The following is a 24,835-nucleotide window of genomic DNA, read 5'->3' as shown; positions in this document are numbered from 1 at the left end:
TCAGCGTTCGCGTACCACGGCGACCGGGCAGTGCGAGTGCTGGATGAGCTGCTGGCTGACCGAGCCGAGCAGCATGCCGCGCAGGCCGCCGCGGCCCCGGCTGCCGACCACCACCAGCTGCGCCGACCGGCTCGCCTCCACCAGCAGCGACGACGCGCTGCCGGGGACCGCCTCGATCTCGGCCGGCACGTCGGGGAAGCTCTCCCGCCACGGCGCCAGCTCCGCCTCGGCGGCGGCCCGCTCGCTCGCGGCGACCTGCTCCGGGTCGAAGTCCGGCGGCACCCACCGGTCACCCGGCGGCTCCCAGGCCCGCAGCACCCGCAGCGGCACGTCCCGCTGGGCGGCCCGCTCGACGGCGAAGCCGAGCGCCCGCAGCGCCGACTCGGAGCCGTCCGAGCCGACCACCACCGGCCCGGACGTGGCGGTCTGGCCGTCGCGGACCACCACCACCGGGCAGTGGGCGTGCGCGGTGACCGAGACCGCCGTGGAACCGGCGAGCAGCCCGCCGAACCCGCCGTGGCCCCGGCTGCCCAGCACCAGCATCCCGGCCTCGGCGGACCGCTCCTGGAGCACCAGGGCGGGCGGCCCGTCGAACACCTCACCGTGCACGGTCAGGCCCGGCCGGTCGGCGGCGGCGTCCGCCGCCTTGCGGACCAGCTCCTCGACCTGCTGGCGGGCCGCCTCGTCCGGCCACACCCCCGGCGCCACGCCGGGCCCGATCCAGCCGGTCACCGTCAACCACTCGAAGACGTACGCCAGGCGTACCGGCCGCCCCGACCGGCCCGCCTCGTCCAGCGCCCAGTTCAGGGCGACCGCCGCGTCGGCGGACCCGTCGTAGCCGACCAGGATCTCCTCGCCGCTCATTCGGCACTCCGCACGGCCGCGTCGTTCTCGCGGATCCAGCGCCACTCGGCGACCCGGGGGTCGTCCTCGCCGTGGCGGCGGGTGTGGTCGCGGCAGGCCTGGCGGGCGTCCACCATGTCCTGGCGCAGGTGCGCGGCGCGCGACCGCAGCCCCGGCACCCGGTCGATCACGTCGATGACCAGGTGGAAGCGGTCCAGGTCGTTGAGCATCACCATGTCGAACGGCGTCGTGGTGGTGCCCTCCTCCTTGTAGCCGCGCACGTGCAGGTTCTCGTGGTTGGTCCGCCGGTAGGTGAGCCGGTGGATCAGCCACGGGTAGCCGTGGTACGCGAAGATCACCGGCTTGTCGCGGGTGAAGATGGTGTCGAACTCGTTGTCCGGCAGGCCGTGCGGGTGCTCCGACGGCGGTTGCAGGCGCATCAGGTCGACCACGTTGACCACCCGCACCTTCAGGTCGGGCAGGTGCCGGCGCAGCAGGTCGACGGCGGCGAGCGTCTCCAGCGTCGGCACGTCGCCGGCGCAGGCGAGCACCACGTCCGGTTCGGTGCCGTCGTCGCTGCTGGCCCAGTCCCAGATGCCCAGGCCGCGGCGGCAGTGCTGGACCGCCTCGTCCATGGTCAGCCAGTTCGGCGCGGGCTGCTTGCCGGCCACCACCACGTTTATGTATTGCCGGCTGCGCAGGCAGTGGTCCATGGTGGACAGCAGCGTGTTGCCGTCCGGCGGCAGGTAGACCCGGACCACCTCGGCCTTCTTGTTGACCACGTGGTCGATGAAGCCGGGATCCTGGTGCGAGAAGCCGTTGTGGTCCTGGCGCCACACGTGGCTGGACAGCAGGTAGTTCAGCGACGCCACCGGCTCCCGCCAGGGGATGTGCCGGGTCACCTTGAGCCACTTGGCGTGCTGGTTGACCATCGAATCGACGATGTGGATGAACGCCTCGTAGCTGGTGAAGATGCCGTGCCGGCCGGTCAGCAGGTAGCCCTCCAGCCAGCCCTGGCACAGGTGCTCGGAGAGGACCTCCATCACCCGGCCGTCGGGGGAGAGGTGGTCGTCGCCGGGCACCTCGGTGCCCACGAACGCCCGGTCGGTCACCTCGAACGCCGCACCGAGCCGGTTCGAGGCGACCTCGTCCGGGCCGAACAGGCGGAACGTCTCCGGGTTGCGCGCGATCACGTCGCGGACCCAGGGGCCGAGCACACCGGTCGCGCCGGCCATCGGCTCACCCGGCGTCGGGACGTCGACCGCGTAGTCGCGGAAGTCCGGCAGCTCCAGGTTGCGCAGCAGTCTGCCGCCGTTGGCGACCGGGTTGGCGCTCATCCGGCGGTCACCGGTCGGCGGGGCCTCGGCCACCTCGGCGACCGGGCCGCCGGTGGCGTCGAACAGCTCCTCCGGCCGGTAGCTGCGCAGCCAGCGCTCCAGCTCGGCCAGGTGCTCCGGGTTGTCCCGGACCTGCGAGATCGGCACCTGGTGGGCGCGGAACGTACCCTCGACCTGCTTGCCGTCGACCTGCGACGGCCCGGTCCAGCCCTTCGGCGTGCGCAGGACGATCATCGGCCAGCGGGGGCGCTCGACGTGCTCGCCGGAGCGGGCCCGGCGCTGGATCGCGGTGATCTCGTCGACCGCCCGGTCGAGCGTGGCGGCCAGCAGCTGGTGCACGGTCGCCGGGTCGTCGCCCTCGACCACGTACGGCTGGTAGCCGAAGCCGCGCATCATGTCCCGCAGGTCGTCGCCGGGGATCCGGTCCAGCACCGTCGGGTTGGCGATCTTGTAGCCGTTGAGGTGCAGGATCGGCAGCACCGCGCCGTCGCGGGCCGGGTTGAGGAACACGTTCGACAGCCAGCTCCCGGCCAGCGGGCCGGTCTCCGCCTCGCCGTCGCCGATCACGCAGGCCACCAGCAGGTCCGGGTGGTCGAACGCGGCGCCGTACGCGTGGCTCAGCGCGTACCCCAGCTCGCCGCCCTCGTGGATCGAACCCGGCACCTCCGGCGCCACGTGGCTCGGGATGCCGCCCGGGAAGGAGAACTGCCGGAACAGCCGCTGCATGCCGGTCTCGTCCCGGGGGATGTGGTGGTACAGCTCGCTGTAGGTGCCCTCCAGCCAGGTGTTCGCCACCAGCGCCGGGCCGCCGTGGCCGGGGCCGGTGACGAAGATGGCGGACAGGTCCCGGTTCACGATGACCCGGTTGAGGTGCGTGTAGAGCAGGTTGAGCCCGGGGCTGGTGCCCCAGTGGCCCAGCAGGCGCGGCTTGACGTGCTCGGGCTTGAGCGGCTCGCGCAGCAGCGGGTTGTCGAGCAGATAGATCTGGCCGACGGTCAGATAGTTCGCCGCGCGCCAGTAGGCGTCCAGCCGGCGCAACTCGTCTTCGGTCAGGGGGCTGTGCAGGTTCACCGCGGTGTCCATGCTGCCTTAGCCTCTCGTGGCTCGGGGTCGGCTGCCACTCGGGGACCACATCTTCTTCCCCGGCACGTCCAGCCTCGCCCCCGTTCGGGGGCTCCGGTCAGGGCCGTTGGTCCCGCCTCGTGCGGGCGTCATGACCCGTCCCCGGCGTCCGTGGCGACTCCCCGGACGACGATCAGCGGGGCCGGCGAGTGGTAGAGCAGGGACTGGCTGACCGCGCCCAGTGTGGACCCCAACGGCCCGTCTCCCCAGGCGGCCACCACCGCGAGCTGCGCCGCGCGGGAGCGGTCGAGCAGGACGGAGCGCGGCTCACCGTGGACGGTCTCGCAGTCGGCGGCGACCCGGGGGTACCGCAGGGCCTGCCGGGTGACCGCCTCGTCCAGCCGCCCGTCGTCGGGGTCGCCGGACTCCGGCTCGATCACCCGGACGGCGAGCAGGCGGGCGCCGCGGTGCTGCGCGCAGTCGAAGGCGTACGCGAGGGCGGCGCGGGAGCTGGACGAGCCGTCGAAGCCGACGAGCAGCGGCCCGGGCGGGGCCGGCTCGGTGCGTCCGACCAGCACCGGGCAGCCGGCCCGGGCGGCCACGTCCACGGCGGGCGTGTCGGCCGGTACGCGGTCCGGGTGAGCCGAGCCGCCTCCGTCACCGAGTGCGATCAGGAACGCGGTGTCGGCGACCCGCAGCAGCGCCTCGACCGGGGAGCCCTCGACGATCACGCCGGTGACCGGAACCTGTGGCGCGTACTCGGTGGCCACCCGTCCGGCGTGTTCCAGCACGTTCTCCGCGTCCACCCGGGTGCCGCCGGCCGGGGCGGGGCCGGTGGCGGGCCAGTTGAACGCGTGCAGCAGGTGCAGCGGCCGGTCGTGGGCGGCGGCCTCGGCGGCGGCCGTGCGGACCAGCGTCAGATCGGCCTCGGACCGGCCGACGCCGACGACCACCGCGCCTTGGCTGGGTGCGGCCACCCCGGCTCACCTCCCGACCCCTGCTTTTCACCCACCGTAGTCGCGGGACCGGGTGGGCCGGAGCGGGTCGGCGAAACTGGCGGTCAGCGCGGGGCGGGCAGCGCCGGGTGGACGCGCAGCACGACGGCTGTGGCGTTGTCCTCGCCGCCCTCGTCCAGACTGGCGGCGAGCAGGGCCTCGGCGGTGCGCGCCGGGTCGCGCCGCGCGGAGAGCAGGTCGCGCAGCCGGTGGTAGCCGAGCTGGTCGCTGATGCCGTCGGTGCACAGCAGCCAGGTGTCGCCCCGGCGCAGCGGCACGGCGAGCAGGTCCGGCTCGGGCCGGTCCGGGTGGCCGACGTAGCGCAGCAGCTGGTAACGCGCCCGCGCCGCCTCCGGCGAGTCCGCCGGCCACCAGCCGTGCAGCAGGCCGAGCCACGCCATGGTGTGGTCGACGGTGACCAGTTCCAGCAGCCCGTCGCGCAGCCGGTACGCCCGCGAGTCGCCGAGCTGGACCAGCCAGCCCTGGTCGCCGTCGGGTTCGACAACGAGCGCGGTCAGCGTGCACCCGGTCAGGCCCGGCTGCGCGGCGCCGGCCTGGCGTACCCGCCGTTGGGTCTCGGCGACGGCGGCCCGCAGCGCGGCGGCGCCGACGGCGGGCCAGCCGGCGCGGACCTGCGCGGTGAACGTCTCCGTGGCGGTCGTGCCGGCCACCCGGCTGCCCTCGCCGTCGCCCATCCCGTCGCAGAGCACCGCGAGCGGCAGTTCCGGGTCGACGTGCAGCACGTCGTAGTTCTCCGGGTAGCGGTGCCCGACCACGCTGCCCCCGGCGATCTCCAGGGTGAGGCGGCCGGCGGTGAGCCGGCGCGCGGACTCGACCGGCCGGTCCAGCGGACGGCGGCGGAACACCAGCGGACCGTAACACCGGGACGGGCCGGACAGCGGCAGGCCGGGTCACCTGTCAACCAAGGTTGACAGGTGACGGGCTGTCAACCTACATTGACAGCATGAGTCAGGCGACGGAACTCGCGGCGGCAGCCGGCAGCACCGACCCCAAGGTCGGCCTGCGTGCCGTGCTCGCCCTGCGGCGGCTGCTGGAGCGGCTCGAGGTGATCCAGGTCGACAACGCCCGGCGACAGGGCTGGTCGTGGCAGGAGATCGCCGACGCCCTCGAGGTCAGCCGGCAGGCGGTCCACAAGAAGCACGCCGGGCGACCGGCGGTGCGCGAGAGCTGGGAGGCGTGATGTTCGAACGATTCACCGACCGGGCCCGTGCCGTGACCGAGGTCGGGGTGGACATCGACGACCTGCGACGCCGCGTCGACGCGGCGCTGCGTGAGGCCGCCTGAGGCCACCAGGTTTTCAAACCTGTTTGCGGTCCTCGCAACGTCCCGCTTCGCCGGGTCGCCGTCACGCCCCGTGTCCGGCACACTGTCGCCGTGGACGGTGCAGACGACAAGCGCCCGGTGAACGCGGAGAACCGCACCCCGCGCTCGGCAGTGGTGGTCAACCCGGTGAAGGTGGCCGACCTGGACGAGTTCCGCCGCACCGTGGACGGCGCGCTCGCCGCCGCCGGGTGGCCGGCCCCGGCCTGGTACGAGACGACAGTCGAGGACCCGGGCCGCGGCCAGGCGGAACAGGCCGTGAAGGCGGGCGCGGAGGTCGTCTTCGCCTGCGGCGGCGACGGCACGGTGATGGCCTGCGTCACCGCGCTGGCCGGCACCGACGTGGCGCTCGCAGTGCTGCCCCAGGGCACCGGCAACCTGCTGGCCGCCAACCTCGGCCTCTCCAACGACCTGGCCGCCGGGCTGCAGGTCGCCGTCGAGCGCGGGATGCGCCGCCTCGACGTCGGCGTGGTCGGCGACAAGTGCTTCGCGGTGATGGCCGGGATGGGCTTCGACGCCCAGATGCTCGACTCCACCTCCGAGACCACGAAGAAGCGGATCGGCTGGCCCGCGTACGTGGTGGGCGCCGTCCGGCACCTGCGCGACCGGCCGATGCGGGTCTCGGTGCGCGTCGACGGCAAGCCGCCGATGCGCCGCCGGGCCCGCTCGGTCCTGGTCGCCAACGTCGGGCGCCTCCAGGGCGGGGTACGCCTGCTCACCGAGGCCGAACCGGACGACGGCTGGCTCGACGTGGCGGTGCTGACGCCGCGTACGCTGCGCCACTGGGTCGCCATGGGCTGGGCGGTGCTGCGCCGCCGCGACAGCGTGCCCCGGCTGGAGGTGTTCCGGGCCCGCTCGGTCGAGATCACCAGCACCCGGGCGCAGCCCCGGCAGCTCGACGGCGACCTGATCGAGCCGGGCCGTTCGCTGAAGGCCACCGTCCGCCCGGAGTCGCTCTGGCTCTGCGTACCGCGCCCGGAGGAGGACCCCGACCTGGCGGTGGACGCCGACGCGGCCGGTGAGCGCGGCGAGCACCTGATCGAGGAGGCCCGCCGTGAGTAGCACGAAGCTTGTCCCCGAGACCCGGTTGATGGCCGAGGACCAGCTGTCCGCCGACGACGCCTGGCACACGCTGCGCCGGCACGGCGGCTGGTGCCTGCTGCGGGATGCGTTCATCCGGTTCCGCTACGGCGACGGGTTCAGCCACTCCCGGGCGCTGGCGTTGCAGCTCTGCCTGGCCGTGGTGCCGTTCCTGATCGCGCTCACCGGTCTGATCACCGACCTGGGCGTGGACGAGGGCGGCAAGGTCGTCGCCGACACGGTGCTGGCCATCACGCCCGGCCAGAGCGAAGCCATGGTGCAGGACCTGTTGACCGACAGCGAACGCACCGAGGACGCCGGTGAGCTGGCGCTGACCCTCGGTCTGCTCACCGGGCTGGTCGCGCTGACCACCACGATGGCGCAGATCGAGCGGGGCGCCAACCGGATCTACGGCGTCGAGCGGGACCGCCCGGCGCTGCCCAAGTACGTGCGTGCCGCGATCCTCGCGGTGCTCGCCGGCGTACCGGCGCTTGCGGGGTTCCTGATCCTGGTCGGCGGCCGGGCGATGGGCGAGTCGGTGCGGCGGCACTACGAGTGGGGCGACCTCGCCATGGCCACCTGGGAGGTGATCCGCTGGCCGCTGAGCCTCGGCCTGACCGTGCTCGCCGTCGCGGTGCTGTTCCGGCACGCCCCGCGACGCCGTCAACCCGGCCTGTCCTGGCTCTTCTTCGGCGCGTCCATCGCCATCGCGCTCTGGTGGCTGGCCAGCCTGCTGCTCGCCGCCTACGTGAAGTACAGCGGCGGATTCGGCCAGACCTACGGCGCGCTGACCGGCATGATGGCCCTGTTGCTCTGGGCCAACCTCACCGGGATCGCGCTGTTCGGCGGACTGGCCTTCGCCGCGCAGCTCGAAGCGATGCGCATCGGGGTGGAGGAGCCCGCGAAACCGGACCTGTGGGAGCCGGAGGCGCAACGCGAGGAGATGTTCGACACCGGTGAGATGACCTCGCTCTGACGCCGGGGCCCGTCCGGCGTGGACGCCGCGCCGGTGCCGCGTGTACGGGACAGGCCGATCGGGTACAGCGCGCCTCGCAGAGGAAGAGGAGGTGCGGTGTGACCACGGTCAAGGAAACCGGGCGCCGGCCGCTGGGCCATTTCGCCGAGCGGAGCCTGGCGGGTCTGCTCGTCGTGGCCGGCGCGGGCGTCGGGTTCGGGCTGCTGCTCATGCTGGTCCGGTTCCGGTGGAGCCCGCTGGGCGACGCCGACCACGCGGTGGCCGAGTGGTTCAACGGCCTGGTGGCCCCGCACGGACCGCTGGTCACCGTGCTCCAGGCGGTCACCGACCTGGGTGGCCGGCCGGTGCTGATCTGGCTGGTCACCATCGCGGTGGTGGGCCTGCTGATCCGCCGCCAGCCCCGGCTGGCGGTCTACCTGATCGTCACCGGCGCCGGTGGGCTGATCCTCGACCCGTCGCTCAAGGCGCTGGTCGGGCGGCTGCGCCCGGTGGTGGACGTGCCGATCGCCAGCGCGCCGGGAAACAGCTTCCCCAGTGGTCACGCGCTCGGCTCGTTCGTCGCGTACGGCGCGCTGCTGCTGGTGTTCCTGCCGGCCATGTCGCCGCGCTGGCGCAAGCCCGCCATCGCCGTCGCCGCCGTGCTGATCTTCCTGGTCGGGCTGACCCGGATCGCGCTGGGCGTGCACTTCGTGTCCGACGTGATCGGCGGCTGGCTGCTCGGCGCGGCCTGGCTGGGCGTCACCGCGTACGCCTTCCGGCTGTGGCGGCGCGAGCGCGGCCGGCCGGTGCCGCCGCTGCGCGAGGGCCTGGAACCGGAGGCGGGCGAGGAGCTGGCGCTCGCGCCGGAGGAGGAGAAGGTGCTGGAGCACCCGCGCTCGGCGGTGGCCGAACTGCTGGTCGGCTGGGTGCTCGTTTTCGGTGTGCTCTACGCCTTCGGCATGTTCGTCAGCTACTACGCCAAGGGCACGTTCTTCGACACGCTCGACACCGAGGTGCCGCGCTGGTTCGCCGAGCGGCACACCGACGCGCTCACGGAGCTGAGCTGGTGGTGGAGCAAGTTCGGCGACACCCACGCGATCCTGCTCGTGTCGCTGGTGTTCTGTCCGATCGTGCTGGCCGTGTGGCGGCGGTGGCGACCGGTGCTGTACGTGGTGCTGGCGATGTTCGGCGAGCTGAGCCTGTTCCTGGCCAGCGCCCGGGTGGTGGACCGGCCCCGGCCGCCGGTGGAGAACCTGGACGGGCCGATGCCCACTTCGTCGTTCCCCTCCGGGCACATCGCGGCGACCATCTGCCTCTGGGCCGCCATCGCGGTCATCGTGTTCCCGCGTACCGACAGGTGGTGGCGGTGGCTGTTCGTGGGCACGGCGGTGCTGATGCCGGTCGGCGTGGCCACCTCCCGGTTGTACCGGGGCATGCACCACCCGACCGACTTCATGGGCGCGATCCTGCTCGGCACGCTGTGGCTGTCGCTGCTGTACTGGGTGATCCGGCCCAACGCCGACGTGCACGAGGGCAACCGGCCGGCGATCGAGTCCGAGCAGGTGGACGAGCTGGACGACGAGCTGGCCAAGGCCGCGCGGCCGGGCTGAGCCGATGCTGCGGGTGATGACCTGGAACATCCGGACCGGCGGGCGGGACGGCGACGGCACCGACCGCCGGGACCGGATCGTCTCGGTCGTCACCGCGCAGCGCCCCGACGTGCTGGCCCTGCAGGAACTGCGCGGCATGGACGCCACGCTCGGCGGCCTGGCCGGGCGGCTCGGCATGACGGCGCACCTCGCCCGGTCCTGTTTCGGTCAGCCCGTGGCGGTGCTGGTCCGCCCGCCGCTGCGGGCGCTGCGCGCCGGCCCGGTCCGCCGCCCGTTCCACCACGCCGCCGCCCGGGTCCAGGTCGCCACCGGCGCGGGACCGCTCACCGTGTTCAGCGCCCACCTGAGCCCGTACTCGGGTGGGCGGCGGCGGATGGAGGCGGACTGGCTCGCCGCCGCGCTCGGGCGTACCGGGGGAGAGCTGGCTCTGCTCGCCGGTGACCTGAACACGCTGGAGCCCACCGTCGACCACACCGCCCGGCTGGCCGGGCTTGCGACGGCGTACCGGCGGCGGCACCTGCGCCGCGACGGCCGTACCGTGGACACCCGCGCGGTGGCCCGGTTGCTCGATGCCGGGCTGGCCGACCTGTGGCCGCGCTCCGGCGGCGACGAGCCCGGCGGCCTGACCGTGCCGACCCGGCACGGCGGCGCCGAGTTCGCCGGGATGCGGCTGGACTACCTGCTCGCGACCCCGGCGCTCGCCGATCGGGTACGCGTGGTGCGGGTGGTCCGCGACGGTGACGCGGAGACGGCGTCGGACCACTACCCGGTGCTGGCCGAGGTGGACCTCGCGGCCGGCTGAACGACCCCAGAGCGTCAACGGCCCGAGCACGCCGAGCGTCACGCCGCCCAGGAAGGCCAGCGAGCGGCGGCGCGGTGTCGCCGCCGGGGTCGCCGGGCCGCGTTCTACAGGACCAGGTTGAGCAGCACGGTGAGCACCACCGAGGCGACGATCGAGAAGAGGATCATCAGCAGGCAGCCGAGCCCGCCTCCGGCGGGCCGGATCTCGGTGTTCCCGATACGCATGGCGTCAACTCCTCAGCGGGGGAGGTAGCGGTGCGACTGTCACAGCTCGCGCAGCCGGGGCAGCAGCTCTTCCTGGGCCCAGTCGAGGAACATCGGCTGGGTGCCGCCGCCCACCTGGACCAGGGCGACGTGGGTGAAGCCCGCGTCGACGAACTTCTTGAACGCCTCGACGTGCCGGTCGGTGTCCGGGCCGCAGGAGATGCCCTCGGCCACGTCCTCCTCCCGGACGAACCGGGTGGCCGCCTCGAACGAGTCCGGGCCGGGCAGGTCGGCGTTGACCTTCCAGCCCAGGCCGAACCAGCGGAACTGGTCGTGCACGATCTTGCGGCACTCGTCCTCGTCCGGGCCGTAGCAGATGGCGACCTGCCCGTAGCGGGGGCGGCCCGCGCCGCCCGCCTCCTCGTACATGTCGATCAGGTGGGGCAGCGGGTCGGTGGCGATCATGGCGTCGGCGTACTCGGCGGCCAGCGTGGCCGACTGCCGCCCGGACGCCGCCACCGCCATCGGCACCGGCCGCTCCGGGCGGTCCCAGACGTACGCGTCCGGCACGTCGAAGTGGTTGCCGGAGAACGTCAGCGTCTCGCCGTTGAGGAGCGGCCGGATGATCTGCAGCGCCTCCTCGAACATCTCGTGCCGCTGCTGCACGTGCGGCCATCCGCCCACCACGTGCTCGTTGAGGTTCTCCCCGGCGCCGAGGCCCAGCGTGAACCGCCCGTCCGAGAGCACCCCGATGGTGCTGGCCTTCTGCGCCACCACCGCCGGGTGGTACCGCCGGATCGGGCAGGTCACGAACGACATCAGCTCGGCCCGGCTGGTGGCGTGGGCGACCGCGCCGAGCACCGACCAGGCGTACGGGGAGTGGCCCTGCGACTCCAGCCACGGGTAGTAGTGATCGGACATGACCAGATGGTCGAAGCCGGCGGCCTCGGCGCGTACGGCGTGGTCGACCAGTTCCTTCGGGCCGGCCTGCTCGCACATGAGGGTGTAACCGACGTTGACCATGGCACGTCTCCTTCCCGGGCGGATCGTCCCCGGATACCCCGCGCGGCGCGCCTCAACCCTGCTGTCCGCTTTCGCTGGTGCTCTTAACCGGTTAAGCTTCCACGCTCCGGCGAGTGTCACCTTCTCCCCGCTGATGCCGCTTAACCGTTTGCCTCAAGGTGTCCATCGCCCTACGCTGATGCCTGCGTCCGTTCGGGAACCGGGCGGCGGCTACCGGGCTCAGTCGCCACCACCTCGTCACCGTCACCGCACCCCCGCTCGGGCACGGGGGAGACCTTCCCCTGAGGACAGCCATGAAGAAACTGCTCTCCGTCGCGGGCGCCGCCCTGCTGACGGCCCTCGCCGCCGTCTTCGCCCTCGGGCAGCCGGCCCACGCCGCCACCGGGTTCTCCGTCTCCAACGGGCGGCTCTACGACGCAGGCGGCGTCGAGTTCGTCATGCGCGGGGTCAACCACGCGCACACCTGGTACCCGCAGCAGACCAGCTCGTTCGCCGACATCAAGGCGCTCGGCGCGAACACCGTCCGGGTGGTGCTGTCCAGCGGCGACCGCTGGACGAAGAACAGCGCCGCCGACGTGGCCAACGTGATCTCGCTGTGCAGGGCCAACCGGCTGATCTGCGTGCTGGAGGTGCACGACACCACCGGGTACGGCGAGGAGGGCGCCGCCGCCTCGCTGGCGAAGGCCACCGACTACTGGCTGAGCATCGCCGACGTGCTCAAGGGCCAGGAGAAGTACGTCATCGTCAACATCGGCAACGAGCCGTTCGGCAACCAGGGCTACAGCGCCTGGACCATCGACACGTCGAACGCGATCAAGCGGCTGCGCGCCGCCGGTCTGACCCACACGATCATGGTGGACGCGCCGAACTGGGGCCAGGACTGGTCGTTCACCATGCGCGACAACGCCGGCACCGTCTTCGCCGCCGACGCGCAGCGCAACACCGTCTTCTCCATCCACATGTACGGCGTGTTCGACACCGCCGCCGAGATCAGCGACTACCTGGGCCGGTTCCGTGCCGCCGGGCTGCCCATCGTGGTCGGCGAGTTCGGCTTCAACCACTCCGACGGCAACCCCGACGAGGACGCCATCATGGCGTACAGCCAGGCCAACGGCATCGGCTACCTCGGCTGGTCGTGGAGCGGCAACGGCGGTGGCGTGGAGTACCTGGACATGACCACCGGCTTCAACCCGGCCCAGCTCACCAGCTGGGGGCAGCGGATCTTCAACGGTGCCAACGGCATCGCCGCCACCTCCCGCGAGGCGTCGGTGTACGCCGGCAGCACCCCGACCGCCAGCCCGACGGTCAGCCCCACCGTCAGCCCGACTTCGCCGCCGCCCACCACGCCCCCGCCGTCCGGTGGCTGCACCGCCACCTACACTGTCGGCAACTCGTGGCAGGGCGGCTTCCAGGGCGAGGTCAAGGTGACCGCCGGAGCCGCCGCGATCACCGGCTGGACGGTCCGCTGGACGTACGCCAACGGCCAGTCCGTCACCCAGGCGTGGAACGCCACCGTCAGCAACAGCGGGTCGACGTACACCGCCCGCAACGTCGACTACAACGGCCGCCTCGGCGCGGGCGCGAGCACCAGCTTCGGCTTCATCGGCACCTGGCAGGGCACCAACTCCATCCCCGCGGTGACCTGCACCCCCGCCTGACCCCTATCCGGTGATCAAGGAGTTCGTGTCACCGTCGGCATCCGATCGGGACACGAACTCCTTGATCACGGGGCGCGGGCGGGGCGGTGGCGGATCGTGATTGACCGGCCCTCTACCGAGGGTTAGGTTGAGTCCACCGGATCCGCAACCGTCCTCGGCGTCGAGGACGGCGCAAGATCCCCACCTGTCGCCCAGGAGGGTCTTGCCTTGCGCCGAGTCATCCCCGTCGCGCACGTCGACGGCGCGCCGCTGCATCTGATCACCGCCGTCGCTCCCCGCAAGGACGCCGGCAGCAGTCCCACCGGCATCGTCGGGCGGTGCCTGGCCCGGCGCCTCCTCGACGCCGGTGACCGGGTACGGGTGTTGGCCGAACCCGGTCAGACCGACGGCTGGCCCGACGACGTGGACCTTGTCGAAGGCTCGATCACCCGGCCCCTGGACCATGCCGCGGTCTTCGCCGGCGTCGGGACGGTCTTCCTCGCCGGAGCCGTGGCCGACACGACGTCGGACGTCGTGTGGCTGGCCCGCGACGCCGGGACCACCAAGGTGGTGGTGCTGTCCTCGCACGGCACCGAGTACGAGCCGGACTACCCGCCCGAGACCTGGTTCTGGCTGGCCATCGAGCAGACGGTCGAGCGATCGGGCCTGCGCTGGACGCACATCCGCCCGTCCGCGGTGATGGGCGCCGCGATCGAGGGCACCTACCCCGCCACCGGGTCGGACTGGCCGGAGACGATCCGCGGCGAGCGCACCGTACGGGAGGCGCTCCTCGAAAGCGGCCAGTACCCGTTCATCCACGAGGACGACCTCGCCGCTGTCGCCGCCGTCGCGATGCGGACCGACGACCACGTGGGCGCCGTGCTGGAGGCGGTCGGGCCGCCGATCAGCACCCGGTCCCGCCTGGCGGGCATCGGCCGGGCCATCGGGTGTGAGATCACCGGCGTCGAGGTGTCCCCCGAGGACAGCCGGGCGATCTGGCGACGGCACGGCTGGACCGACAGCGGCATCGACGTGACCCTGTACGCCCTGCGCGAGTACCACCTGCGGTTCGACGAGCTGACCGCGTGGACATACGCCCAGCGCCCCAGCGTCGCGGACCTCATCGGCCGCCCGCCGCGCAGCTTCGACGACTGGGCGGCCGAGCACGCCCACCTGTTCCGCTAGGCCGCGACGACCTCCAGCAGGAGGGCCTGTTCGGGGTGCAGAGCCGGCAGTTGCAGGCCCACCGAACCCAGCACCGAACCGCTCACCGTGACGCCATCACCCGGCCAGGCCAGCCAGCCCGGCGGGGACAGCTCCAGCAGCGCCGGCTCGGGCGCCCCGTCGGGCGGGCGGACCCGGTAGCGCCGGGCCGGGTCCAGCCCGGGCAGCCGCACCGCGCCCGGCACCTGCGCCGCCGACGTGGCGACCCGGCTGACCGCGTACACCGCGTGGGAGCTGTCGTGGGCGACCACGCCGTGGGCCTGCACGGCCGGGTCCGGATGGTCGACCCGCACCACCCGGCCGCCGTGCAGCAGCGGACGCAGCCGCTTGTGAAGCGCCACCCAGGCGGCGAGTTCGGCCCGCTCGGTGGCGTCGATCGCGGTGATGTCCCACTCGATGCCGTGGTGGCCGAACAGCGCGGTGACCGCCCGGAAACCCAGGTCGTGCACGCGGTGCGTGGTGTGCGAGCGCTCCGGCCCGATGTGCGTGCCGATCAGCTCCGGCGGCAGCAGCAGACCGGTCCAGCGCTGGATGGACAGCCGTTCCAACGCGTCGTTGCAGTCGCTGGCCCAGACCCGGTCGGTGCGGCGCAGGATCTCCAGGTCGACGCGGGCGCCGCCGGACGAGCAGCTCTCGATCTCGACGTCCGGGTGCCGGGCGCGCAGCTCGTCCAGCAGCCGGTACACCGCGAGGGTCTGCCCGTGCACCCCCGGCCGCCCGGCGTGCCCGGCCTCGGTGAGGTCGCGGTTGTGGTCCCACTTCAGGTACGCGATCCCGTCGTGCTCGCTCAGCACCGCGTCGAGCCGTTCGAGCAGGTACGCGTACGCGTCCGGGTGGGCCAGGTCGAGCACCTGCTGGTGCCGCCACGGCGGTGGCAGCCGGCCCGGCGTCTGGAGCACCCAGTCCGGGTGGGCGCGGAACAGGTCGGAGTCGGGGTTGACCATCTCCGGCTCCACCCAGAGCCCGAACTGCATGCCGTGCCCGCGTACGTGGTCGATCAGCGGCTGCAACCCGTCCGGCCAGACGTCGCCGTCGACCCACCAGTCACCGAGCCCGGCCTGGTCGTGCCGTCGGCCCCGGAACCAGCCGTCGTCGAGCACGAAGCGTTCCACACCGACCTCGGCGGCCGCGTCGGCGAGCGCCCGCAGCCGGTCCAGGTCGTGGTCGAAGTAGACCGCCTCCCACACGTTCAACGTCACCGGCCGCGGTGTGCGCGGGTGCGACGGGCGGGCCCGCAGGTGCGTGTGCAGCGCCTCGCTGAGCCCGTCCAGCCCGTCGGCGGAGTGCGCCGCGTAGAGCAGGGGAGTGACGTACTCCTCGCCCGGCTCCAGCACGACCTCGCCCGGCGCCAGCAGTTCACCGCCGCCGAGCGTGGACTCACCGGTGGGGCGACGTTCGGCGGCGGTGACGTGGTCGCCGCTCCACGCGGTGTGCACCGCCCACACCTCGCCGTGCCGGAAACCGAACCCGGCGGTGCCCGCCACCAGCAGCAGCGTGGCGTCGTGGCCGGTGCGGCCGTGCCGCCCCTCGCGTACCCAGGCGCCCATCGGCCACGGGTGCCGCTGCGGCGCGCGTTCCCGGCACCACCGCCCGGTCAGGTCGAGCAGTTCGGTGGCGACCGCCGACACCGGCAGCACCGGCGTCAGTTCCCGCAGCTCGTACCGGCCGTCGCCGTCGTTGCGCAGCCGGTGCCGCAGCGTCAGCACGCCCGCCGCGTCCAGCGTGATCTCGACGCTCAGGCTCAACCCCGCGTCCGGGTCCGCCGCCCGCACCACCACCCGCCCTGCGGTAAGGAAGGGCCCCCTGTTAACGCCTGGTGCAGGTAAAGGGTCCCCTCCTAACAGCTCAGGCGGCGCGGCGAGGTCGTCGTGCACGTCGAGGCCGGTGAGGCGGAACGCCGTGGACCAGTCCCGGCCGTCGCGGTGACCGGCGAGACCGGGCCGCCCGCTCCACCCGGCGCTCGCCTCGGGCAGCAGCGACAGCACCGTGGGCGCGTCGAAGCTGCTCGGCACGACCGGCGGCATGGTGGCGTCGGCCAGCGCGGGCAGGTCCCCGTCGGGCAGCGGGCCGAGGTCGGCGCCCCAGTGCACGACCCGGGGCAGGCCCGGGCCGCGTGCGTCGAGCACCAGGCTGGTCCGCGCGCGGCGCAGGTGGACGATCGTCATCCCTTCGAGGCTCCCAGCGTCAGACCCCGGACGAACTGCTTCTGCAGCAGGAAGAAGATCACCAGGGTGGGGATCGCGACCAGCACCGAACCGGCGGAGACCAGGTTGTTGTCGGTGAAGAACTCGCCGCGCAGGTTGTTCAGCGAACTGGTGACCGGGAACTTGTCGCCGGTCCGCATGAGCACTGTGGCCCAGAAGAACTCGTTGTAGATCCAGGTGACCTCCAGTGTCGCGAGCGCGGCGAGCGCTGGGCGGCACAGCGGCATCGTCACCTGCCAGTACTGCCGCCACACGTTCGCCCCGTCGACCATCGCGGCCTCGTACAGCTCGTGCGGCAGCGCCTTCATGTAGTTGCTGAGCACGAACACGCAGAAGCCGCACTGGAACGCGACGTTGACCAGGATCAGCCCCCAGTAGCTGTCGTACAGCAGCTCCGAGTCGCTCATCCAGGCCGGCAGCGGGATCTCGGTGAACATCCGGAACAGTGGGATGAGCAGCGCCTGCTGCGGCAGCAGGTTCGCCGCGGTGAACAGGCCGAGCAGCGCGATGTTGAGCTTCCAGCTGAACCGGGCGATCACGAACGCCACGCACGAGGCGAGGAACAACGTCAGCAGCACCGCCGGGATCGTGATGTACGCCGAGTTGAGGAAGTGCTTGCCGAACTCGGCGGTACGCCAGGCGGTGACGTAGTTGTCGATCGTCCAGCCGCCGAGCGACACGTAGCCGTTCACGGCCGTGTACTCGTAGGAGCGGAACGAGGTGAGCACCGCCCAGAGGATGGGGAACAGCCAGCCCACGGCGACCGTACCCAGGAACAGGTGCAGGACGACCCGGCCGGGCCGCACGGGGCGGCGGCCGGTGGAGACGGCGGTCATCGCTTGTCCTCCCGCATCACGGTCCAGAGGTAGATGGTGATGAAGACGAGCGAGACGGCCAGCATGATGGTCGCCAGCGCGGAGCCGAAGCCGATCCGGCTGGCCTCACCGACCACGTTCTGGGTGACCAGTGCGGAGATCAGTTCCAGCCCGTTGCGACCCTTGTTGATGACCCAGACCAGGTCGAACGCGCGCAGCGACTCGATCACCGTCACCACCAGCACGATGATGTTGATCGGGCGCATCACCGGGAAGACGACCCGGAAGAACGTGCTGGTCTCCGAGGAGCCGTCGACCGCGGCGGCCTCCCGCAGCGACGGGTCGACGCCCTTGAGGCCGGCCAGGTAGAGCAGCATGATGTAGCCGACGTGCCGCCAGCCGGCCGCCACGAGCACGGCCCAGATGTTGACGTCCGGGTCGCCGTACCAGTCGGTGTCGCCGCCGAACACGCCGTTGAGCAGTCCTTGGTCGCGGCTGTAGATGAGCTGCCAGACGAAGCCGATGAGCGCCAGCGACAGCACCACCGGCAGGTAGAGCGCGGTCTGGTAGAAGCGGCTGCCGCGCAGTTCCTTGTCCAGCAGCACGGCGAGGAACATGCCGAACGGGGTGGCCACCACGAATAGCGCGGCCAGCCAGAGCAGGTTGTTCTGCACGGCGGGGACGAACGGCGGGTAGATGTTCACCACGTCGTCGTAGTTCTTGGCCCCTACCCATTCGATTTCGGAGACCGGGCCGATGCCGTCCCAGTTCGTGCCGGAGAGCAGCACCGTCGCCACCGCGGGCAGCCAGACCAGCCCGGTGACGAGCAGCAGGGGTACCAGCACCATCAGCGTGATCACCACGCGGTCGGTGCGGGACAGGAGCCGTAGCCGGCGACCGCGACCACCCTTGGTGGTCGCGGCCGGCGGCGGCACGGCGTGATCCGCTTGGATCAGGGGCAGGTCGGACATGGTGTCCTTCCCCCTTCCGCCGTCAGCTGGTGAAGATCGACTTCTTCTGGTTCTCGATGCTGGTGAGCAGCCCGCTGATGTCCTTCGGGTCCTTGATGAACTGCTGCAGCGCCGGGATGATCACGGTGGAGGCGAAGTCCGGCCGGGTGTCCCGGTCGAGGAACTGGGCGATCTCGGTGGCGGAGCCGACCAGCTCGGCCGCCTTCTTCTGCAGGGCGGTGTAGGCGCCGGTGTCCGCGCCGCTGTTCGCGACCAGCGTGCTCGGGTCGTTCTTGACGGTGATGTCCGCCGCCTCCTTCGAACCCAGGTACGTCAGCAGTTTCTGCGCCGCGTCCTGGGACTTGGGCTTGCGGGCCATCATGTAGCCGTCGATCGGGGCGTCCAGCGCCTTCGCGCCGATCGAGGAGTCGATCTCGGGGAACGTGAAGAAGTCCAGGTCCTCCAGGTCGGCGCCGCTGAACTGCTGGCCGACGAACAGGCCGAGCAGGTACATGCCACTCTTCTTCTGCTGCAGCGACTGGGCCGCCTCCTGCCAGGTGCGGCCGAGCGAGTCCGGCTGGTGCAGGGGGAGCAGCCCGGCCCAGGTGTCGAAGACCTTCTTCACCTTGTCGGAGGTCCACGCCTCCTTGCCGGCCATCAGGTCGATGTGGAACTGGTAGCCGTTGATCCGCAGGTTGAGGATGTCGAACGTGCCCATCGCCGGCCAGCCGTCCTTGTCGGCGAACGCGATCGGGTCCAGGCCGTCCTTCTTCATCTGCGCGCCGAGCGTGTTCAGGTCGTCGAGCGTCCGGGGCACCTCGTAGCCGCGCTGCTGCCACACCGACTTGCGGTAGAAGACCGCCCACGGGTAGTACGACGCCGGCACGAAGTACTGCTTGCCGTCGTCGCCGGTGGACGCCTTCTTGAACGCGTCGGAGTAGCCGTCGAGCTTGCCCCACACGTCGCTGAGGTCACCGGCCAGGCCCTTGGCGGCGAAGAACCGCATCCGGTAGCCGGCGAACCAGGTGAACACGTCGTCCGGCTTGCCCTGGAGGTAGTTGTTGATGTTCTCCTGGAACGTGTTGTGGTCGACCGTGTTGATGTCGACGGTCACGCCGGAGGACGTCTTGAAGCCGTCCATCACCTTCGCGACGACGTCCTTGGGTTTCGGGTCCGACTGGTTCGAGCCGAGGGAGACGCTCGTGGCGTCGCCGCCGGACCCGGAGTCGGAGTCGCCGCAACCGGCCAGCAGACCGGTGCCGAGCAGCGCTCCCGCGCCGGCCGCGCCGGCGAGCAGCGAACGCCGGTTCAGGCCGGCGACGGACGGGGGTACGAGCCGGGCGAGGTATTCGGCTTGCGAGCGGGGACGGGACATGGTGCCTCCTGCGGGGAAGAGGTGCGCTGCGCTCATGGACCGTGATCGTTGGCGGTGGCCGGTGTTCATGTCGGTAGCGGTAGATCCACCGAGAATCCACACGTCCGAACACAAACAGCCGGTGGCGCTTGAAGCTACCCCTTGGCGTGGCGCTGTCAAGGGGGCAAAAAGGCGACGCTGTCGGCGGTCAGGCGGCGCAAAGCCCCGGTAAACGTTGGAACTTCAGTCGATGTTGGAAAGTGTTGACTTGGGTGCTGTTCGAGGGCAACCTCTGCTGTCATGCGGAACTGGCACGGCGAAGGCATCTGGTACGGCGCGGACTACAACCCGGAGCAGTGGCCCGAGCAGACGTGGGCCGAGGACATCGACCTCATGCGACGCGCCGGGGTCAACCTCGTCTCGGTCGGGATCTTCTCCTGGGCCCTGCTGGAGCCCGCCCCCGGCCGGTACGTCTTCGACTGGCTGGACCGGGCGATCGACCTGCTGCACGACGGCGGCATCGGCGTCGACCTGGCCACCGCCACCGCCAGTCCACCACCGTGGCTCGCGCACCGGCACCCGGAGACGCTGCCACGCCGCGCCGACGGCACGGTGCTCTGGCCCGGCGGCCGGCAGGCGTACTGCCCCAGCTCGCCGGTGTTCCGGGGCCACTCGCTCGCCCTGGTCGAGGCCGTCGCCCGCCGGTACGCGCGGCACCCCGCCGTCGTGCTCTGGCACGTCTCCAACGAACTCGGCTGCCACAACGTGCACTGCTACTGCGACGTCAGCGCCGAGTCGTTCCGCGGCTGGCTGCGCGAGCGCTACGGCGACCTGGACTCGCTCAACGCGGCCTGGGGCACCGCCTTCTGGAGCCAGCGCTACCACGACTGGGCCGAGATCAACCCGCCGCGTACCGCGCCGACGTTCGCCAACCCCACCCAGCAACTGGACTTCCTGCGCTTCTCCTCCGACGAGCAGCGCGCCCAGCTGCGGGCCGAGCGGGAACTGCTGAACCGGCTCGTCCCGCAGCCGGTCACCACGAACTTCATGATCGGCACCGGCATCAAGTACCTGGACTACCACTCCTGGGCCGCCGACGTGGACGTGGTCGCCAACGACCACTACCTCACCGCCGCCGACCCGCAGCCGCAGGTCAACCTGGCGCTGGCCGCCGACCACACCCGGGGCGTCGCCGGTGGTGCGCCGTGGCTGCTGATGGAGCACTCCACGAGCGCCGTCAACTGGCAGCCCCGCAACGTGGCGAAGACACCCGGCCAGATGCGCCGCAACAGCCTCGCCCACGTCGCGCGCGGCGCCGACGGTGTGCTGTTCTTCCAGTGGCGGGCCTCCCGGGCCGGCGCGGAGAAGTTCCACTCCGCGCTGGTGCCGCACGCCGGGCCGGACACCAAGGTGTTCCGCGAGGTCTGCCGGCTCGGCGCCGACCTGCGCGCGCTCGCGGAGGTACGCGGCAGCCGAGTCGACGCCGACGTGGCGATCCTGTTCGACTACGAGGCGTGGTGGGGCGCCGAACTCGACTCCCACCCGAGCGTCGACGTCACGTACACCGATCGGCTGTCGGCGCTGCACGCCGCGCTGTGGCGGGCCGGGATCACCGCCGACGTGGTGCACCCGTCGGCCGACCTGTCCCGCTACCGGCTGGTCCTGGCGCCGACGCTCTACCTCGTCCGCGACGCCGACGCCGCAGCGCTGCGCCGGTTCGTGGAGGGCGGCGGCACGGCTGTGGTCACCTACTTCAGTGGCATCGTCGACGAGCACGACCACATCCGGCTCGGCGGCTACCCCGGCGCGTTCCGCGACCTGCTCGGCGTACGCGTCGAGGAGTTCTTCCCGCTGCGCGACGGCGAGACGGTACACCTCGACGACGGCGCCCGCGCCGACGTGTGGACCGAGTGGCTGCACGCGGAGGGCGCGGAGGTGCTGGCCGCGTACACCGACGGGCCCCTGCCCGGCGTGCCGGCACTGACCCGGCACGCGGTCGGCGCGGGCGCCGCCTGGTACGTCGGCACCCGGCTCGACGACGACGCCACCGACCGGCTGGTGGCAAGGTTGCTCACCGAGACCGGCGTACGCCCGCCGGTCGGCGCGCCGGCCGGGGTGGAGGTGGTCCGCCGCCGTTCGGCGGACCGGAGCTGGCTGTTCGTGGTCAACCACACCGGCCGGCCGGTTCGGCTGGCGGTCAGCGGCGTCGAGCTGCTCGGCGGCACCCGCTGCGACGGCGAGCTGGAGGTGCCGGCGGGTGAGGTGGCGGTGGTCCGCGAACAGCCCGCGCCGGTGCCCGCCACCGCCTGACCGGTACGTGGCCGTTCGCGCCGAGGAGGTTCCCATGCTCGCCCAGCAACGGCAGAGCGCCATCCTGGAGTTGATCCGCCAGCGCGGCGGCGTCCGGGTCAGTCACCTGGTCAGCCGCTTCGGCGTGTCCGACATGACGATCCGCCGGGACCTGGAGGTGCTGGCCGACCGCGGCCTGATCGACAAGGTGCACGGCGGCGCGACGCTCGCCGGACCCGGCTCCACCGAGGAACCCGGCTTCGCCGCCAAGTCGGTGCGCCAGCAGGCCGAGAAGCGCGCCATCGTGGAGCGGGCCGCCGGGCTGGTCGAGCCGGGAATGGCGGTCGCGTTGTCCGCCGGCACCACCACCGCTGCGCTGGCCGCCCGGCTGGCCGAGATACGCGGGCTGACGGTGGTCACCAACTCGATCCCGGTCGCCGACGCGCTCTACCAGAATCCCCGCGCCGACCAGACAGTGGTGTTGACCGGTGGCATCCGTACCCCGTCGGACGCGCTGACCGGCCCGGTCGCCGAGGCGGCCATCGCCGCGCTCAACGTCGACCTGCTGTTCCTCGGCGTGCACGGGATGAGCCCGCGTACCGGCTTCACCACGCCCAACCTGCTGGAGGCGGCGGTGAACCGGCGGCTGATCGGGTCCGCGCGCCGGCTGGTGGTGCTGGCCGACCACACCAAGTGGGAGACCATCGGCATCGCCACCATCGCGCCGCTGGAGGAGGCCGACCTGCTGATCACCGACGCCGGCCTGCCGCCAGAGGCCCGCCGGCAGCTCGGTGAGCAGGTCGGCGAGCTGGTGGTGGTCCGGGCGGACTGAGGCCACGGCGCGCCTCACAGGCACTTCTCAGCCCCACCGTCTAGGGTGCCCTGACGAGGCGCTCGACGGTCCATGTCGGAGCGCAGTCGCAGGGAGTGACCGATGGTCTTCAAGAAGATGTTGAGCGCGTTCGGCGTGGGCGGTCCGAGCGTCGACACGGTGCTCACCAACCCGAACACCCGGCCGGGCCTGGCCCTGGACGGGCACGTGAACCTGGTCGGCGGCGACGCCCCGGCCCGCATCGAGCAGATCGCCGTCGGTCTGGTGACCCGGGTCGAGATCGAGAGCGGCGACCACGAGTTCGCGGGCGTGATGGAGTTCCACCGGATGCCGGTCAGCGGCGCCTTCGAGCTGGCACCGAAGCAGCAGCTCTCCATCCCGTTCCAGATGCCGGTGCCGTGGGAGACCCCGATCACCGACGTGTACGGCCAGCGCCTGCACGGCATGACCATGGGCCTGCGGACCGAGCTGGCGGTGGCCCGCGCGGTCGACAAGTCGGACCTGGACCAGGTGTCGGTGCACCCGCTGCCGATCCACGAGCGGATCCTGGAGGCGTTCCAGGCGCTCGGCTTCCGGTTCAAGCACGCCGACCTGGAGCGGGGCCACATCTACGGCGTGCCGCAGACGCTGCCGTTCTACCAGGAGATCGAGTTCTTCGCCGCGCCGCAGTACGCGCAGACGGTCACCGAGGTCGAGCTGACGTTCGTGACCAGCCAGCAGGGCGTCGAGGTGATCCTGGAGTGCGACAAGCGCGGCGGCTTCCTCAGCGCCGGGCACGACGCCATCGGGCGGTACTCGATCCCGCACAGCGACGCCGGCCGCACCGACTGGGTGCAGGTCGTCGACGGCTGGCTGCGGGAGACCACCGGCCGCTACGGCAGCCTGCGGGCCCAGGGCTTCGGCATGCCGCACGGCGGCGGCCACGGCTACCCGGGTCACCACGGCTACGCCGGCCACGGGCGGCGCGGTCCGGGCATGGGCGGCGTGGTCGCGGGCGCCGCGCTCGGTGTCGTCGGCGGCATGGTCGCCGGTGAGATGATCGAGGACGCGTTCGAGGGCGGCGACGACTTCGGGGACTTCGGCGAGGAGTGAGCACATGCGACGACGCCCCCGGGACGGATCCCGGGGGCGTCGCCGTTCGCGCGGCGTGCGGTCAGCGTCCGCGGCGCTCCTTGCCGGAGCGGCGCGCGCTGCCCGCCTTCGACAGGCCACGGCTGACCAGGTACGCGCCGGTCAGCGCGGTCAGGTACCACCAGGCCTGATTCGGGTTGTTGATGTTCAGGCCGTCGGTGGCGGCGCCTCGCCAGAACGCGGCGATCACGACGACCGCGACCGCTGCGGCGTACACCCAGAACTCGGTGGTCAGGAACGCCTGCTTCGTCTCCGTACCCGGGGACGGCATCTGCTCCCGGTGGCCGTCGTGCATCGACGGCATCTGCCGGGTCGACGTGTCCTGCATGCTCGACCGGTTCTGGACGTCGGACATCGGCCGGTTCATCGGCCTGGTGGATGCAGCCTGCGTGCTCATCTGGTCCTCCTCAGGATTTGATGAGTCGTTAACCTGCACACCCTCGCCCCGCTACCGCAGGTCGGCCACGGCGCGGTTCGCGCTCGTTGGCGGGGGCACCCTGGGTCTACCCGGGCCCGGAGACAAGGTAACCGCCGGTCGGCGTGATGTTCCCGAACCGGACATCCGGGTACGCGCCGGGCCGTTCGGGTGCCGGTTCCGGTTTCAGCGACCCACCCTCGGGCACGCAACACCGATACCCGAGAGAGCTGCGAGGTGGTTGACGTGCGTGAGGACGACATGCGGCAGGACGCCGCCCGGCGGGCCGAGCAGCGGGTCGCCGGAGGCGTGTACGGCGAGGGTGCGCTGGACGAGGTCACGGTGCCGCAGACCGACGTCGAGCGGGTGCGGCAGGAACTCGACCCGGACGACCCGGCGGACGTGCCGGTCGACCCGACGGTGCTGCGCGACGGCGGACCGACCCGGGGGCAGGGTGCGGTGACCACGACCGGCGGTACGGCCGGCCCGGCGAGTGTGCGCCGGGTGGCCCGCCAGCCGGAGAGGCACCCGGGCAAGGTCGCGCCGACGACGACCGGTGACGCGAGCACGGGCGGCCTGAGCACCCCGGCCGGTGGTTCCACGAGCGACAACTCGGCCACCGGTGCCCAGGTGGGCAACTTCACCAACGACCGCCCCAACCTGGGCTGACCGGCACGAACGCGCAGCGGGGGTGGCCGCCGGCCGCCCCCGCCACCCTGTCTGCGGTCGCTGC

At 72.0% G+C, this 24,835-nt stretch carries 21 protein-coding genes; 11 read left to right on the top strand and 10 right to left on the bottom strand.

What is annotated here, in order from left to right:
• The 4 genes from GA0070215_RS26080 to GA0070215_RS26065 form a co-directional block, all read right to left on the bottom strand.
• Window positions 1-864 (bottom strand): universal stress protein, encoded by an 864-nt coding sequence (locus GA0070215_RS26080; RefSeq protein ID WP_091051013.1) that lies wholly within the window; start codon window positions 862-864, stop codon window positions 1-3.
• A complete protein-coding gene (locus GA0070215_RS26075; RefSeq protein ID WP_091051010.1) occupies window positions 861-3,263 on the bottom strand; it encodes a phosphoketolase family protein in 2,403 nt (800 codons plus the stop codon). The genes GA0070215_RS26080 and GA0070215_RS26075 overlap by 4 nt, the downstream gene beginning before the upstream one ends.
• Before the next feature lie 128 nt (window positions 3,264-3,391).
• Entirely contained in the window at window positions 3,392-4,219 is an 828-nt protein-coding gene (locus GA0070215_RS26070) for a universal stress protein (RefSeq protein ID WP_018788199.1), read from the bottom strand.
• 83 nt (window positions 4,220-4,302) lie between these two features.
• Window positions 4,303-5,103, bottom strand: a complete 801-nt coding sequence (locus GA0070215_RS26065; protein ID WP_091051007.1) for a PP2C family protein-serine/threonine phosphatase — start codon at window positions 5,101-5,103, stop codon at window positions 4,303-4,305.
• A gap of 98 nt (window positions 5,104-5,201) precedes the next feature.
• Here GA0070215_RS26065 and GA0070215_RS26060 point away from each other — a divergent pair, with 98 nt between their 5' ends.
• The 5 genes from GA0070215_RS26060 to GA0070215_RS26040 all read left to right on the top strand — a co-directional run bounded on the left by GA0070215_RS26060 (window position 5,202) and on the right by GA0070215_RS26040 (window position 10,025).
• Window positions 5,202-5,438 carry an HTH domain-containing protein gene (locus tag GA0070215_RS26060; protein WP_030275209.1) on the top strand — a complete coding sequence of 79 codons (237 nt, stop codon included), beginning with the start codon at window positions 5,202-5,204 and terminating at the stop codon, window positions 5,436-5,438.
• Between the two features lie 194 nt (window positions 5,439-5,632).
• Window positions 5,633-6,640 carry a diacylglycerol/lipid kinase family protein gene (locus GA0070215_RS26055; RefSeq protein ID WP_091051004.1) on the top strand — a complete coding sequence of 336 codons (1,008 nt, stop codon included), beginning with the start codon at window positions 5,633-5,635 and terminating at the stop codon, window positions 6,638-6,640.
• Window positions 6,633-7,634, top strand: coding sequence for a YihY/virulence factor BrkB family protein (locus GA0070215_RS26050; RefSeq protein ID WP_026268559.1), 1,002 nt, complete (start codon window positions 6,633-6,635; stop codon window positions 7,632-7,634). Before GA0070215_RS26055 ends, GA0070215_RS26050 begins: the two co-directional genes overlap by 8 nt.
• Before the next feature lie 98 nt (window positions 7,635-7,732).
• On the top strand, window positions 7,733-9,223 hold the full coding sequence (locus GA0070215_RS26045) for a phosphatase PAP2 family protein (protein ID WP_091051000.1): 1,491 nt from the start codon (window positions 7,733-7,735) through the stop codon (window positions 9,221-9,223).
• Window positions 9,224-9,227: 4 nt separating this feature from the next.
• The gene (locus tag GA0070215_RS26040) at window positions 9,228-10,025 is read left to right on the top strand and encodes an endonuclease/exonuclease/phosphatase family protein (RefSeq protein WP_091050997.1); all 798 of its coding nucleotides are present in this window, start codon (window positions 9,228-9,230) and stop codon (window positions 10,023-10,025) included.
• A 263-nt stretch (window positions 10,026-10,288) separates the two neighbouring features.
• On the opposite strand, the gene GA0070215_RS26035 is transcribed toward GA0070215_RS26040, so the two are convergent.
• The gene (locus GA0070215_RS26035; protein ID WP_091050993.1) at window positions 10,289-11,251 is read right to left on the bottom strand and encodes a TIGR03557 family F420-dependent LLM class oxidoreductase; all 963 of its coding nucleotides are present in this window, start codon (window positions 11,249-11,251) and stop codon (window positions 10,289-10,291) included.
• 293 nt (window positions 11,252-11,544) lie between these two features.
• Between GA0070215_RS26035 and GA0070215_RS26030 the strand changes: the two genes are divergently transcribed.
• Both GA0070215_RS26030 and GA0070215_RS26025 read left to right on the top strand, forming a co-directional pair.
• Window positions 11,545-12,909: a cellulase family glycosylhydrolase gene (locus GA0070215_RS26030; RefSeq protein ID WP_091050989.1), complete on the top strand. Its 1,365-nt coding sequence runs from the start codon at window positions 11,545-11,547 to the stop codon at window positions 12,907-12,909.
• A 207-nt stretch (window positions 12,910-13,116) separates the two neighbouring features.
• Window positions 13,117-14,073, top strand: a complete 957-nt coding sequence (locus GA0070215_RS26025) for an SDR family oxidoreductase (protein WP_091050986.1) — start codon at window positions 13,117-13,119, stop codon at window positions 14,071-14,073.
• Here the strand turns inward: GA0070215_RS26025 and GA0070215_RS26020 are convergent.
• Genes GA0070215_RS26020 through GA0070215_RS26005 form a run of 4 tightly spaced genes read right to left on the bottom strand, consistent with a single transcriptional unit; the run spans window position 14,070 to window position 19,492 of the window.
• Entirely contained in the window at window positions 14,070-16,277 is a 2,208-nt protein-coding gene (locus tag GA0070215_RS26020) for an alpha-galactosidase (protein ID WP_091050983.1), read from the bottom strand. The two genes, GA0070215_RS26025 and GA0070215_RS26020, sit on opposite strands and share 4 nt — an antisense overlap.
• A complete protein-coding gene (locus GA0070215_RS26015; protein ID WP_091050979.1) occupies window positions 16,274-17,152 on the bottom strand; it encodes a carbohydrate ABC transporter permease in 879 nt (292 codons plus the stop codon). Before GA0070215_RS26015 ends, GA0070215_RS26020 begins: the two co-directional genes overlap by 4 nt.
• Complete coding sequence (locus GA0070215_RS26010) at window positions 17,149-18,102, bottom strand: carbohydrate ABC transporter permease (RefSeq protein ID WP_091050975.1); 954 nt, start codon at window positions 18,100-18,102, stop codon at window positions 17,149-17,151. Before GA0070215_RS26010 ends, GA0070215_RS26015 begins: the two co-directional genes overlap by 4 nt.
• A gap of 22 nt (window positions 18,103-18,124) precedes the next feature.
• Window positions 18,125-19,492, bottom strand: coding sequence for an ABC transporter substrate-binding protein (locus tag GA0070215_RS26005; protein ID WP_244167155.1), 1,368 nt, complete (start codon window positions 19,490-19,492; stop codon window positions 18,125-18,127).
• A 243-nt stretch (window positions 19,493-19,735) separates the two neighbouring features.
• On the opposite strand from GA0070215_RS26005, the gene GA0070215_RS26000 reads away from it, so the two are divergent.
• The 3 genes from GA0070215_RS26000 to GA0070215_RS25990 all read left to right on the top strand — a co-directional run bounded on the left by GA0070215_RS26000 (window position 19,736) and on the right by GA0070215_RS25990 (window position 23,648).
• Window positions 19,736-21,745, top strand: coding sequence for a beta-galactosidase (locus tag GA0070215_RS26000; protein WP_091050966.1), 2,010 nt, complete (start codon window positions 19,736-19,738; stop codon window positions 21,743-21,745).
• Window positions 21,746-21,779: 34 nt separating this feature from the next.
• Entirely contained in the window at window positions 21,780-22,556 is a 777-nt protein-coding gene (locus tag GA0070215_RS25995; protein ID WP_091050961.1) for a DeoR/GlpR family DNA-binding transcription regulator, read from the top strand.
• A gap of 102 nt (window positions 22,557-22,658) precedes the next feature.
• Window positions 22,659-23,648: a sporulation protein gene (locus tag GA0070215_RS25990; RefSeq protein ID WP_018788182.1), complete on the top strand. Its 990-nt coding sequence runs from the start codon at window positions 22,659-22,661 to the stop codon at window positions 23,646-23,648.
• Between the two features lie 61 nt (window positions 23,649-23,709).
• On the opposite strand, the gene GA0070215_RS25985 is transcribed toward GA0070215_RS25990, so the two are convergent.
• Window positions 23,710-24,084 (bottom strand): hypothetical protein, encoded by a 375-nt coding sequence (locus GA0070215_RS25985; protein ID WP_036346738.1) that lies wholly within the window; start codon window positions 24,082-24,084, stop codon window positions 23,710-23,712.
• A gap of 264 nt (window positions 24,085-24,348) precedes the next feature.
• Here GA0070215_RS25985 and GA0070215_RS25975 point away from each other — a divergent pair, with 264 nt between their 5' ends.
• On the top strand, window positions 24,349-24,771 hold the full coding sequence (locus GA0070215_RS25975; protein WP_167361574.1) for a hypothetical protein: 423 nt from the start codon (window positions 24,349-24,351) through the stop codon (window positions 24,769-24,771).
• Window positions 24,772-24,835: the final 64 nt, after the last annotated feature.

It is taken from the genome of Micromonospora marina, from assembly GCF_900091565.1.
GTDB lineage: Bacteria > Actinomycetota > Actinomycetes > Mycobacteriales > Micromonosporaceae > Micromonospora > Micromonospora marina.
The sequence above is the reverse complement of the archived record's forward strand: the minus strand, read 5'-3'. Positions and strand labels throughout refer to the sequence as shown.